Origin of the sequence: Paraburkholderia azotifigens, from assembly GCF_007995085.1 — a bacterium.
Classification (GTDB): domain Bacteria; phylum Pseudomonadota; class Gammaproteobacteria; order Burkholderiales; family Burkholderiaceae; genus Paraburkholderia; species Paraburkholderia azotifigens.
The window spans coordinates 2,101,318-2,114,193 of sequence record NZ_VOQS01000003.1 but is presented as its reverse complement, the minus strand read 5'-3'; the positions used below and the strand labels follow the sequence as shown (position 1 = coordinate 2,114,193).

Sequence of the window (12,876 nt, the reverse complement as noted above, 5' to 3'; positions counted from 1 at the left end):
TCGCAAGCCGTTAGCCACACGTCATGCAAAGCGCGCGTCGACATTCGACGCGCGCTTTTTCTTTTGGTCTTTTGCGCGGCGTGGCATACATGACGCTGCCGACAGCATCGCGCCATCTTCGCGCCATCTGCCCGTCACGCTTGCGCCACGCCGGATGTGCCACGATGAAGATGCGCCGCGCGCGCATCGTCCCTTGATGTTCTGCGCGAGCGGCATCGAAATTGCTCATTGAGAAGGCTTGTCATGCACCGTAGGCCCGCTTCGGCCGCGATGCGGCGCAAGCCTGCATCGACCTCTTCTACGGAGCAAGCAGAACATCATGCCCCACCACACCGACTGTCAGGGTTCGTGCGCGCAAAACGATGCTGACACAGCCCGCCACGACGAACATGACGCGACGCCTTCCAGCGCTGCACGCCGCCGCTTCCTGCAATCGGCGGCGGCAGCAGCAGCCGTCGGCGCAGCGCCCTACGCGCATGCGCAGACGCCAACGCCACAAGCGCAACAACCCGTTGCACGCTCAACGGTGCCGCCGCGCGCCGTCAAGCTCAACATCAATGGACGCGATTACGCGCTGCATCTCGAACCGCGCGTGACGCTGCTCGACGCGCTGCGCGAATACGCCGGACTCATGGGCACGAAGAAAGGCTGCGACCGCGGACAATGCGGCGCGTGCACGGTGCTATCGAATGGACGGCGCATCAATTCGTGTCTGACGCTCGCCGTGATGCACGAAGGCGACAGGATCACGACGGTCGAAGGGCTCGCGAGCAACGGCACGCTGAGCCCCGTGCAACGCGCGTTCATCGAACAGGACGCGTTTCAGTGCGGGTACTGTACGCCGGGGCAAATCTGTTCGGCGACGGCTTTGCTCTCGGAATTCGACGCGGGTGCAGCGAGCACGGCCACGGCGGATGTGCGGCGCCGTCCGCCGCAACTGTCGGACGCGGAAATCCGCGAGCGCATGAGCGGCAACATCTGCCGCTGCGGCGCGTATGTGAACATCGTCGCGGCCGTGCAGTCCGCGCATCGCGGCACGGTCGGCAGCGGTACGGGCGACACCTATACGACGTTCGTCATCAAGACGAGCGACGTCGCGTAACGGGGGCCATCATGGACGCGATCTCCTACGAACGCGCCGCCGACATCGCCGGCGCCGTGCGTGCCGCGCAGCAGCCGGGCACGATGTTCATCGGCGGCGGCACCAACCTGCTGGATCTGATGAAGGGTGGCGTGATGCGGCCCATGAAGCTCGTCGATATCACGCGCATTCAAGGGCTCGATGTCGTGTCGACCTTGCCCGACGGCGGGCTGCGCATCGGCGCGCTGGTGCGCAATAGCGATGCCGCGAATCATGCGCTTGTGCGCGAGCGCTATCCACTGCTGACGCAGGCGCTCGTCGCGGGTGCGTCGGCGCAGTTGCGCAACATGGCGACTGTCGGCGGCAATCTGATGCAGCGCACGCGCTGCCCGTACTTCTACGACACCGCGTTCACCGCCTGCAACAAGCGCGAGCCGGGCAGCGGCTGCGCGGCGATCAACGGGCACAACCGCATGCACGCGATTCTCGGCGCGAGCACGCAATGCATCGCCGTGAATCCGTCCGATATGAGCGTCGCGCTCGCGGCACTCGATGCAAACGTGCGCGTAAGCGGCCCGCAAGGCGAGCGTGTGATTCCGTTCGGCGAGTTTCATCGTTTGCCGGGCGAGCGCGCCGATCTCGATACGACGCTGCGTCCCGGCGAACTCATTACCTCCGTCGATCTGCCGCCGCCCCTGTTCAGCGAGCACGCACATTACCTGAAGGTTCGCGACCGCGCGAGCTATGCGTTCGCGCTGGTGTCCGTGGCGGCGGCGTTGCAGATGGACGGCAACACGGTGCGCAGCGCGCGCATCGCGTTGGGCGGCGTCGCGCACAAGCCGTGGCGCGCGACGTCGGCCGAACAGATGATCGCGGGCAGGCCGCTCGATAGCGCGACGCTGCGCAACGCGGCCAATGCGGCGTTGAGCGAAGCGAAACCGCTGCACGACAACGCGTTCAAGGTGCGCCTCGCGCAAAACGCGATCGTGCGCGCGGTGAACCAGGCAGCCATCGGAACGAGTGGAACAGGCGGCGCGGGAGGTTTCGCATGAGCACGATCATTGGACATCCGCTGGACCGCACCGACGGTTTGCTGAAGGTGACGGGCGAAGCGCGCTACGCCGCCGAGTTTCCCGAAGCGCGACTTGCGCATGGCGTGCTGGTGACGAGCACGATTGCGCGCGGCTCGATTGCGTCGATCGATACGAGCCGCGCGTCGTCGTTGCCCGGCGTGCTGCTCGTGATGACGCATCAGAACGCGCCGCGCCTGCCGAACAATGGACGCCCCGCGCTCGCGCCGCCAGCGGGACGTCATCTGTCGCTGTTGCAGGACAACCAGATTCACTACAACAACGAGCCGATCGCGATCGTCGTCGCGGATACGCTCGAACATGCGACCGATGCCGCGCGCCAGTTGCGCGTCACCTACGCGGCACAGCCGCCCGCGCTCGATTTCGCGCAGGCCAGGGCGAGCGCACATGCGCCCGACAAGCCGCAAGGCCGGCAGACCGACACCTCGCGCGGCGACTACGACGCGGGGCTCGCGGCGGGTGCGGTGCGCGTCGACGCCGTCTACACGACGCCGATGGAGCATCACAATCCGATGGAGCCGCATGCGACGATGGCCGTCTGGGACGGTCCGCAACTGACGCTCTACGATTCGACGCAAGGCGTGACGGGCACGCGGACGGCCGTCGCGAAAACGCTTGGCATGTCGCCCGACGACGTGCGCGTGATCTCGCCGTTCGTCGGGGGCGGCTTCGGCTGCAAGGGTTCGGCGTGGTCGCATGTGGTGCTGTGCGCGATGGCCGCGAAGCAAACGGGGCGCCCCGTGCGGCTCGCGCTGGAGAGGCCGCAGATGTTCGGGCCTGTCGGCGGCCGTCCTTTCACCGAGCAGCGCATGGTGATCGCCGCGAAGCGCGACGGCACGCTCACCGCGATGCGGCACGACAGTTTCTCGAACACGTCGATGATCGAGGACTGGACGGAGACCTGCTGCATGGTCACGCGGATGATGTACGCGGTGCCGAACCAGATGACGACGCATCGTCTCGTGCAGCTGAACGTCGGCACGCCGACGTTCATGCGCGCGCCGGGCGAGACGACAGGTTCATGGGCGCTCGAAACGGCGATGGACGAGCTGTCGTATCGGCTGAAGATGGATCCGCTCGCGCTGCGTCTGAAGAACTACGCGGAAAGCGATCCGCAGGAAAACAAGCCGTGGTCGAGCAAGGCGTTGCGGCAGTGCTATAGCGTCGGTGCGGAGCGTTTCGGCTGGTCGCGCCGCAAGCCACAGCCGCGTTCGATGCGCGACGGCAATACGCTGATCGGCCTCGGCATGGGCACGGCGACGTATCCTGCGAATCGCAGCGAAGCGGCGGCGCTCGCGCGCATCCTGCCCGACGGCACGGCGATGGTCGTGTCGGGCACGCAGGATATCGGCACGGGCACGTACACGGTGATGACGCAGGTCGCATCGGACGCGCTTGGCATAGCACCGCAGAACATCCGCTTCGGGCTCGGCGATTCGTCGCTGCCGAAGGCGCCCGTGTCGGGCGGCTCGCAGTCGGTCGCGAGTGTGTCGCCTGCCGTGCGCGATGCGTGCGAACAGGCGCGCGGCAAGCTCGTGGCGATGGCGATGGCGGATCATGGGTCGCCCGTGTTCGGCTTGCATTCCGATGACGTGGTCGTGCAGAACGGATGGGTGATGAGCAAGTCGGATCAGTCGAAGCGCGATCCCATCGCGGCTGTGCTTGCCCGCGCGGGCGGGCAGCCGATCGAGGCTTCCATCAGCACCAAACCCGGCGATGAGAAGCAGCGGTATTCGTTTCATTCGTGGGGCGCCGTGTTTGCCGAAGTGCATGTCGATGCCGATCTTGGGACGATTCGCGTCGCCCGGATTACCGCTGTTTATAACGTCGGGCGGATGCTGAATGTGAAGACGGCGCGCAGTCAGCTGATGGGCGGCCTAGTGTGGGGTATCGGCGCGGCGCTCGAGGAACAGACACTGCTCGATGCGCAGTATGGGCGGTTTGTTAACGCCAATCTGGCGGAGTATCACGTGCCTGTTAATGCCGATGTCGAGACGCTGGATGTTGTCGTGCTCGATGAACCTGATCCGTTTATCAATTCGCTTGGCGCGCGGGGGATTGGGGAAATAGGCATCACCGGCGTGGTTGCAGCTATCGGGAATGCCGTTTATCACGCTACGGGTGTGAGGGTTCGGGATTTGCCTGTTACTTTGGATAAGGTTTTGGTTTGATGTGTTTGTTTTCGCTGGTATCCGCGAATTGTTTTGCTGGCATTCGCGGTTTTGGCTTGCGCTGGCATCCGCGGTTTTGGCTTGCGCTGGCATCCGTGGTTTTGGCTTGCGATGGCATCCGCGTATTCGTATCGGTTTGCTAGCGTTGCCCCTGTGCGGGGCGGCACCTACTTTTCTTTGCAGCGGCAAAGAAAAGTAGGCAAAAGAAAGCCGCTCACACCGCTAATCCTTGTGTTTGCCTGCGGGCCCCCTACCGGTCCCGCACTCCACACGGCATCGCACTTGTCCTCGCGTGTTGCCAGCGCCATTATCAGACGCATCACCCACTCCACTCACCCGTAGTGCAGCCCGCGGCAGCGATCCGTCTGCGCCGCCCAGGTGGCAAACGGTGTGTAGCTTGTCGCACCGGTTGCGTTGGCGCTTCTACGACACCGATCCTGCTTTTCAGTCCGGAGTGGTGCACATACGTCGAGACGGCCTACACACCGTTTGCCACCTGGGCGGCCGTGGCCTTCCTGGTAACGCAGTACGTGACGCGGGAGTGTGAAGTGGGGGATGCGTGAGTTAGTACGCTGGCAACGCGCGCAGGATGTCGTGTTGTCGTGTGGAGTGCGGGACCCGTTGGGGGCCCGCAGGCAATAACGAGCACTGGCGGTGTGAGCCCGCTTTCTTTGCTTAGGAAGGTCTGAACAACCCGTTTTCTGCCTGGGATCTCTAACTGGCACGCGCGGAGTGGAATTCGCGTCCTCATTCACGCTGTGTTGAACCGATGCTGGTCGCATCTTGCGCATGGACGCTGCGCCTTTGGGGGGCGTCTTCGCCCTTCATTTCGCTTTACCGAGCACCCCGCGAGCCAGCCAGAGATTGATCAGCGCGAACTGCGTTTCGATCTGCGCCGTGTTTTTCGCCAGTCCCCGATACCGCGCCTTCAGATAGCCGAACTGACATTTGAGCACCCGAAACGGGTGCTCAACCTTCGCCCGCACGCCCGCCTTGAGCCGCTCGACTTTCTCGTAGATTCTGTCGAGCCGCTTGCTTTTGTCCAGCTTTCTTCGCTTGCTCGGCCTCATCGCCACGTGCCACTGGACCGCCCCCGTTTCGCCCCGCTTCTCGATGCCCACGTAGCCCGCATCGGCAAACGCAACCTGCTCGTCGCCGTGCAACAGTTCATGCGCCACCGTGATGTCGTGAACATTTGCCGGCGTGCACTTCACGGTATGCACCAGCCCCGACTCCACATCGACTCCGATGTGCGCCTTCATACCGAAGTACCAGCTGCCGCCCTTTTGCGTCTGGCTCATCTCGGGGTCTCGCGTGCCGGCCTTCTTCGTCGAACTGGGTGCCGAAATCAGCGTTGCGTCGACCGCCGAGCCCACCTTGAGCATCAGGCCCTTCGCCTGCAGGATCTCGTTGACCGTCGCCAGCATTCTGGCCGACAGCTCATGGGCCTCAAGCAGGTGCCGGAATCGCAGGATCGTGCTCTCGTCAGGCAGCCGCGTCATACCCGTGCCCAGCAGCGCAAACTCCCGATACAGCGGGATGTCGTGCAGCGCCTCCTCCATCGCCGGGTCCGAGAGGCTGAACCATTGCTGCATGAAGTGAATGCGCAACATCGTTGCGACTGGGAACGGTGGGCGGCCGGTCTTGCCTTTCGGATAGTGCGGTTCGATGAGCGCAATCAGCTTCTGCCACGGCACCACGCGCGTCATCTCATCGAGAAACTCGCGCTTGCGAGTGCGCTTCGTTGACAGATCCAGACCAAGACCAAGTTGTGTCATCACGCCACTCCATGAATTCTCCTGATCCCAGGATAGTCCAAGCTCACGTCAATGCCAGGACTTTTGCAGAGATTCCCTTACTTTCTTTGCGGCGGCAAAGAAAGTAAGTGCCGCCCCGCACAGGGGCAACGCCTGCAGCACCGATACGAATACGCGGATGCCAGCCAGCCAAAAGCAAAAAGCAAAAAACCAGGAATGGCGACTGCGTCGCAGACAAAAAAAGCGAAGAGCTTGCAAACCACTCCAGTTGCACCGCACAATCAAGCCACCCTCCCCCTGGTGCCTCCCATGCCTTACGCCTCGCTCGCCACCGGCGTCCTGCTCGCCGCCGGCTACGGATCGCGCTTCGACCCGGAGGGCATCCACAACAAGCTCCTCGCCCGTCTGCCCGACGGCACGCCCGTCGCATACGAATCCGCCCACCGGCTGCTGCTCGTCGTGCCCCATGTCATCGCGATCGTGCGCCCCGGCTCCGAACTGCTCGCCCGTGTGCTAAACGACGCCGGCTGTCACGTGATCTTCTCCGCCGACGCCCAGCGAGGCATGGGCGCGAGCCTCGCCGCCGGTATCCAGGCGAGCGACGATTCGGACGGCTGGATCGTCGCCCTCGCCGATATGCCCCGCATCGCCACGCCGACCATCGAAGCCGTCGCGCGCGCAGTCGACGGCGGTGCGTCCATCGTCGCGCCGTACTATCAGGGACAACGCGGCCATCCCGTCGGCTTCGGCATCGAATATCGCGACGCGCTGGCCGCCCTCGACGGCGACACAGGCGCGCGCGCCCTCTTGGCGACACACGCCATCACGCGGATCGACGTCGACGATCAAGGCGTGCTCAGCGACGTCGATACGCCCAACGACCTGCGCAACGTCTAGTCGCCAGACGCTCACGCTTCTGAAACTCCCGCGCGCTTGAATCGTCGAATGGCGACGCCCGTCAGGCACGCCGTTTGCACGCTGCTGCGGCGCGACAAAACCACCGGGCACGCTTCGCGTCGTTGGTCTAAGCTGTCCACGATGCACTGCGCCAGATTTGTGCCGCCCAAGCCTCCGCAGCCTGTCGCCGGACGACTCATCCCGCATTCAGCCCAGGATCTCATGAGCGAAACCAGCCCGCGTCTTTTTATCGTGTCGCCGCACTTCGACGACGCCGTTTTCGGCTGCGGCGCGCTGCTCGCCGCACATCCCGACGCCGCCGTCTGCACCGTGTTCGCCGCGCCGCCCGAGCAGGACCTGCAGACTGTCTGGGACGAAAAGGCAGGCTTCGCGGGCGCGTACGAATCGATCCGCGCGCGCACCGTCGAAGACAACAACGCGCTCTCCGTGCTCGACGCGATCCCCGTGCGGCTGCCATTTCGCGACGCGCAATACGGCGATTCGCCGTCGATCGGCAAGCTCGCCGCCGCGCTGGAAGAAGCCATCTACGGCTCGACGGCCAACACGCTGCTGATGCCGCTCGGTCTCTTTCACGACGATCACGGCCGCGTGTACGAAGCGTGCTGCGAGATCCTGCCGCGCATGTCGCACCTGGAATGGTTCGCGTACGAAGAAGCGATCTACCGGCCGATGCCCGGGCTCGTGCAGCAGCGGCTGATCGATCTGGCCGGGCGCGGCATCGTCGCGACGCCGGCGAGCCCGTCGGCCGATCATGCCCTCGACCGGGAGCGCCAGATTCTGCTCAAACGCGAGGCGGTGTCCGCCTACGAAAGCCAGTTGCGCGCGTTCGGACCGCACGGCTGCGACGACGTGTTCGCCGCCGAGCGCTACTGGCGCCTCGCCGTCGGCCGCAAGCCGGCGCGCAAACCGGGATATTGAACGGCCGTCGCAGGCGATCGGGCCAGCAGTCTTCGCGGCCATCGCCTACGCTAGTGAATGCAGGACGCTTCATACCTCGCCGACAGAGCAGCGCGACCGCGTCCACCGCCGATTGCGGCACGCACGAGATCGGCCACATCGCCACGAGGTCACACCATGCACACCAGTCCGATTCCCGACCCGCACGCCGATCCGACGCGCGACCCCGAGGGCGATCCGCTGACGCCGCCGTCGCCGGGTCATCACAACGACGAGCCGCAGCGCCCCGAAGGTCCACCCGACAAGGATCCCGTCACGCAATGACGGTTCGGTGACGACGGGCGGCGTTCAATCCAGTTCGATCGGCTGACCGTGCGGTGTGCGGCGCGCCGCCGCGTCCCACGCGTCCCGGCGCTCGCTCAGCCCGTCGCGCGTCACGCAGCCTTTGGCCGTCGCAATCCGTTCGAGCGCCGTCAGCCAGTGCGCGTAGTAGGTATCGCCGCGATCGGGGTCGCCCTGCGCCTGTGCGTCGCGGATCGCATCGGCCAGCGCCGCGGCCCATTCCGGCCACGTGAACACGCCGCGCTCGTGCAGCGCGAGCGTCATCGCGAACGCAGCCGCCTGCCACGGCGCGGCGAACACCGGACCGGCGCCGTCGCGCGGCAAGCCGGGCAGCGCATCGAGCAACGCTCGCGATTCCGTCACTGTAAGAGGCGGCTCGCTCATGCCGCGTCGTCCGCTTCGAGATACGGCTCCCAGCAATCGGTGCACACCGACGACGCCGTCGTGTCCTCGCCCCACAATTCGACGGCATCGAACCGCACCGTGTACAGCCATTGCGGATCTTCGCCGCGTCCGACCGCGTTCGAATCGGGAAACACATGCGCGCCGTGCACGGCGACGATCTGGCCGCGCCTGCCCCGGCAATAGCGCGGCAGGCGCGTGTGTGTCGACGGATTGAGCATCAGCGTGCGCACTGCATCGCCGACGGCAAAGCGCGCCGGACGCGGGGCAGGTCGCGACGCCGGACTGCCGCTAAACAGCATCGTCTCGACCTGGTCGGCGGCCAGCACGCGCGTCACTGAAGCGGCGGCCTGCTGCGAAGCGCCGCTGTCGATTTCATCGGCTGTCGCGAGCCCCGTTTCGATCAGCAGCTTGCACAGCCCGGCGAACCAGATCTGATAGTAGCTGCTCGCCAGATACTGCGCGGGCGGCAGGCTTTCGCGCGCGGCGCGCGACATGTCGATGTTCCATGTGCCCGTCGCGCCCATCGCAATCGTCAACGCGAGCGCGTGGCGCTCCCAGTCTGCGTGGAAATACGGCTCGCCGGCTTCGGGCACGACAGGACCGAACGACTGCATGCCACCCATGTCTTGCGCGCCGTTCATGGCTGGCCTCCACTCGCCGACTGCTTCGCCGTATGCGGCGCGAGCGCAAGGCCCGTGCCGATCATCGAATCGCGCGTGACGAGATCGGCGAGTTCGTCTTCGCTCAGCGCGTCAGTGCCGGGCGGACGCATCGGCAGCACGAGATAGCGCACTTCCGCCGTCGAATCCCAGACGCGGATCTCCGTGTTTTCCGGCAGCGTGACGCCAAATTCGCCGAGCACGCCGCGCGGATCGATCACGGCGCGCGAGCGATACGGCGCGGACTTGTACCAGATGGGCGGCAAACCCAGCACAGGCCACGGGTAACACGAACACAGCGTGCACACGACCATGTTGTGCACGACCTTCGTGTTCTCCAGCGCGACCATATGCTCGCCCTGCCGTCCCGTGAAGCCGAGCGACGCGATCGCAGCAGTCGCGTCGTCGAGCAGCCGCCGGCGAAACGCAGGATCGCACCACGCCTTCGCGACCACGCGTGCGCCGTTGCGCGGACCGACCTTGTGCTCGTAGGTGTCGATCAGCACGTCGAGCGCCCTGGGATCGACGTAACCCTTTTCGATCAGCAGCGATTCCAGCGCGCGCACGCGCAGATCCATCTCCGGCAGTTCGCTGCCTTCGTGATCGTGCGAATGTCCGTGCTGGTGGGAGGCATCATGCGTCATCGTCAGATCTCCACGCGCGCGCCGACTTCGATCACGCGATTCGCAGGCAGCTTGAAATAGGCGGCCACGTTGCCGACGTTGTGCAGCATCACGGCGAAAAGCCGCTCGCGCCACATCGCCATGCCCGCGCCCGGCGTCGGCACGACGGTCGCGCGGCTCAGGAAGTACGACGCCTCATCCGGTTCGACATCGAGGCCGAGCGACTTCGCCGTCGCAAGGGCTTTCGGCAAATCGACTTCGTCCTTGAAACCGTAGCGGATCGTGAGCTGATAGCAGCCCTCGCATACCGTCGTCAGACTGACGCGTTCGTTCTCGTCGACCCACGGTATCTCGTCGTTGTTCACAGTGAGGAACACCACGCGTTTATGGAGCACATGATTGTGGATCAGGTTGTTGACGAGCGCATGCGGCACGCTGTCGGGATTCGGCGTCAGAAAGATCGCCGTGCCGCCGACCCGCACGGGCTCGCGCGCCACCAGTTTCTCCAGATAGGTCTTGAGCGGCATCGTGCCCGCTCGCGCGCGCGCCTCCGCGAGCATGATCTCCCAGCCGCGCCCCCACGTCGCCATGATCGTGAACATCACGAAGCCGATCAGCAGCGGGAACCAGCCGCCTTCGACGATCTTCAGCAGATTCGCCGAAAAGAACGTCGCGTCGATCACGAAGAAGAACGCCGTCGCGAACACGCACAGCGCCCAGTTGTAATGCCACGCGTAGCGCACGACGAAGAAAGTCAGCAGCGTCGTGATCAACATCGTGCCCGTCACCGCGATGCCGTATGCGGAGCCGAGCGCCGTCGACGAGCCGAAGCCGAGCACGGCCGCGACCACGGCGGCAAGCAGCGTCCAGTTGATGCCGGGCACATAGATCTGGCCGATCTCCTTCTCCGACGTGTAGACGACATTCATGCGCGGCAGGAAGCCGAGCTGCATCGCCTGCTTGGTCATCGAGTAAGTACCGGAAATCACGGCTTGCGACGCGATCACGGTGGCGACCGTCGCGAGCACGATCATCGGATACAGCGCCCATTGCGGAAAGAGCCGGTAGAACGGATTCTGCACCGCGGCGGGATTCGAAATCAGCAGCGCGCCCTGGCCGAGATAGTTCAGCGCGAGCGCGGGAAACACGAGACCGAACCATGTGATACGGATCGGCCGCGCGCCGAAGTGGCCCATGTCGGCATACAGCGCCTCGGCGCCCGTCAGTGACAGCACGACAGCGCCCAGCGCGACGAACGCGAGCCACTCGTGACGCAGGCAGAACGCGAGACCGGCGAGCGGATCGAGCGCGGCAAGAATCGCGGGCGCGGCGACCACGTTGGTCACGCCCACCACGGCCAGCACGACGAACCACACGACCATCACGGGCCCGAACACCGCGCCGATGCCCGACGTGCCGTGCTTCTGCATCACGAACAGCGTGACGAGCGCGATCAGCGTGACGGGTATCACGCAGGTCTTGAGAAACGGCGCGGCGACTTCGAGCCCTTCGACGGCGCTGAGCACGGAAATCGCGGGCGTGATGATGCTGTCGCCGTAGAAGAGCGACGCGCCCATCACACCGACGATCAGCAGCGCGTGCCGCAGCCTCGGCCGGCTCGCCACCGACGACGCCGCCAGCGCGAGCAGCGCCATGATGCCGCCCTCGCCGTGATTGTTCGCGCGCAGGATCAGCGCCACATACTTGAGCGACACGACGACGGTAAGCGACCAGAAGATCAGCGAGACGATGCCGATCACGTTCAGCGGGGTGAGCAGCAATCCGCTCGACGGCTCGAACACGGTCTGCAGCGTGTACAGCGGACTCGTGCCGATATCGCCATAGACGACGCCCAGTGCGGCAAGCGCCAGCGAACGGAGCGCCGGCTTGTGCGGCGCAGGCGCGCCGATGGAATCCGCGCCGGGATGCGTGGCTGACAGGCTCATGTCTCCCTCCTGTGATCGCCATGTGGTCGTTGGCTGCTTGCGGGCGATCTGAAAGCCGGATGAATGGTCGGACGTATCGGGAACGCACGACCCGTATTCGCGGCTCAATCCAGTATAGAAAGAGCCTGTAGAAAAGCGCAGCGAACCGTTTGTGGGCGTCATCCGACAGCCGATGTGCGCTGCCCCGCACATTTCGGTTCTGCTTAAGAAAGTTCATTGACTCGGGCTTGCGCGCGGGCATAAAATTCTCTTATCTCGAAATTTGAGGGGCGTTGCCTTGGACAGTTGCAGTAGTACGTTTTCGAACAGTTTCGCCGCCTGAACGGCAAGACGTCCGCGCCTTCCTCATTAGCCGCCGTCTTGCCAGCAGGCAGACGGTGCGCGTCGCAGTTTCATCCCTCGTGCATCCTGTTTTAGCGCCATCGGTTTGAACGCCGTGTGCGCGCCGCGCGTTCGCGCGTGATCGCAGCCGCTGTCGCGGTTACGTTTCGCGTGTGTCCGCGTGTGCGTACGCATGCGCTCATGCCTTCGCTTGACGTCGCTTGCCGTTGCGAATATTCGAAGCGTCCCAGGCCGCGCGTTGATACCGACGTGCGTATCGCAGATCGCGATGCGTTTTACCCATTAACCGGGAGCCGCCATGCCCGACAGTGACAGTCACGCCTCGAACCCCGACATGCCTTTAACGAACTGAGGCACGCAAGCCGACGGCTGCTCGATTCCATCGACTCTCCGGCGCTTGCCGCCTCGCATGCACGAGACTTCGTGCCGGAGAACCGATATGTACTTCCTGCTTCTTTCGACCTTGCCGCAAACCCGCGAAGCACGCGCGCACTATGACGCGCTTCTTTCGCTGAAACACGAGCGCCGCGCCGTACCCGCCACGCTCGCACACAAGCTGCACAGCATCGCCGCCGCCCTGCTCGGAAAGCGCAGCGCGGCAAAACGGAAATCATTCGACCTATATCCGTTCAAGGGAGAATAAC

13 protein-coding genes are annotated in these 12,876 nt (G+C 64.6%); 7 read left to right on the top strand and 6 right to left on the bottom strand.

From position 1 onward, the window contains the following. Positions 1-10: 10 nt before the first annotated feature. Positions 11-229, bottom strand: a complete 219-nt coding sequence (locus FRZ40_RS26690; protein ID WP_147236128.1) for a hypothetical protein — start codon at positions 227-229, stop codon at positions 11-13. A gap of 90 nt (positions 230-319) precedes the next feature. Here FRZ40_RS26690 and FRZ40_RS26685 point away from each other — a divergent pair, with 90 nt between their 5' ends. From FRZ40_RS26685 to FRZ40_RS26675, 3 genes are read left to right on the top strand one after another with little or no spacing between them, the layout of a single operon-like run. Continuing rightward, complete coding sequence (locus tag FRZ40_RS26685) at positions 320-1,102, top strand: (2Fe-2S)-binding protein (protein WP_035541812.1); 783 nt, start codon at positions 320-322, stop codon at positions 1,100-1,102. Between the two features lie 11 nt (positions 1,103-1,113). Continuing rightward, on the top strand, positions 1,114-2,133 hold the full coding sequence (locus tag FRZ40_RS26680) for an FAD binding domain-containing protein (RefSeq protein ID WP_147236127.1): 1,020 nt from the start codon (positions 1,114-1,116) through the stop codon (positions 2,131-2,133). Further along, on the top strand, positions 2,130-4,343 hold the full coding sequence (locus FRZ40_RS26675; protein ID WP_147236126.1) for a xanthine dehydrogenase family protein molybdopterin-binding subunit: 2,214 nt from the start codon (positions 2,130-2,132) through the stop codon (positions 4,341-4,343). Before FRZ40_RS26680 ends, FRZ40_RS26675 begins: the two co-directional genes overlap by 4 nt. Positions 4,344-5,167: 824 nt before the next feature. Here FRZ40_RS26675 and FRZ40_RS26670 read toward each other — a convergent pair. Then, entirely contained in the window at positions 5,168-6,121 is a 954-nt protein-coding gene (locus FRZ40_RS26670) for an IS5 family transposase (RefSeq protein WP_147232985.1), read from the bottom strand. 288 nt (positions 6,122-6,409) lie between these two features. Here FRZ40_RS26670 and FRZ40_RS26665 point away from each other — a divergent pair, with 288 nt between their 5' ends. The 3 genes from FRZ40_RS26665 to FRZ40_RS44480 all read left to right on the top strand — a co-directional run bounded on the left by FRZ40_RS26665 (position 6,410) and on the right by FRZ40_RS44480 (position 8,239). Further along, positions 6,410-6,997, top strand: a complete 588-nt coding sequence (locus FRZ40_RS26665; RefSeq protein ID WP_028366398.1) for a nucleotidyltransferase family protein — start codon at positions 6,410-6,412, stop codon at positions 6,995-6,997. Positions 6,998-7,219: 222 nt separating this feature from the next. Then, positions 7,220-7,936: a PIG-L deacetylase family protein gene (locus tag FRZ40_RS26660; protein WP_147236125.1), complete on the top strand. Its 717-nt coding sequence runs from the start codon at positions 7,220-7,222 to the stop codon at positions 7,934-7,936. A 156-nt stretch (positions 7,937-8,092) separates the two neighbouring features. Then, on the top strand, positions 8,093-8,239 hold the full coding sequence (locus tag FRZ40_RS44480; protein WP_167528692.1) for a hypothetical protein: 147 nt from the start codon (positions 8,093-8,095) through the stop codon (positions 8,237-8,239). Positions 8,240-8,263: 24 nt separating this feature from the next. Here the strand turns inward: FRZ40_RS44480 and FRZ40_RS26655 are convergent, their stop codons facing one another. From FRZ40_RS26655 to FRZ40_RS26640, 4 genes are read right to left on the bottom strand one after another with little or no spacing between them, the layout of a single operon-like run. Further along, positions 8,264-8,641: a nitrile hydratase accessory protein gene (locus FRZ40_RS26655; RefSeq protein WP_147236124.1), complete on the bottom strand. Its 378-nt coding sequence runs from the start codon at positions 8,639-8,641 to the stop codon at positions 8,264-8,266. Next, on the bottom strand, positions 8,638-9,303 hold the full coding sequence (nthB, locus tag FRZ40_RS26650; protein WP_147236122.1) for a nitrile hydratase subunit beta: 666 nt from the start codon (positions 9,301-9,303) through the stop codon (positions 8,638-8,640). Before nthB ends, FRZ40_RS26655 begins: the two co-directional genes overlap by 4 nt. Next, positions 9,300-9,965, bottom strand: coding sequence for a nitrile hydratase subunit alpha (gene nthA, locus FRZ40_RS26645; RefSeq protein WP_147236120.1), 666 nt, complete (start codon positions 9,963-9,965; stop codon positions 9,300-9,302). Before nthA ends, nthB begins: the two co-directional genes overlap by 4 nt. A 2-nt stretch (positions 9,966-9,967) precedes the next feature. Then, the gene (locus FRZ40_RS26640; protein ID WP_147236119.1) at positions 9,968-11,890 is read right to left on the bottom strand and encodes a potassium transporter Kup; all 1,923 of its coding nucleotides are present in this window, start codon (positions 11,888-11,890) and stop codon (positions 9,968-9,970) included. Positions 11,891-12,671: 781 nt separating this feature from the next. Here FRZ40_RS26640 and FRZ40_RS26635 point away from each other — a divergent pair. Beyond that, complete coding sequence (locus FRZ40_RS26635) at positions 12,672-12,875, top strand: hypothetical protein (protein ID WP_147236117.1); 204 nt, start codon at positions 12,672-12,674, stop codon at positions 12,873-12,875. Position 12,876: the final 1 nt, after the last annotated feature.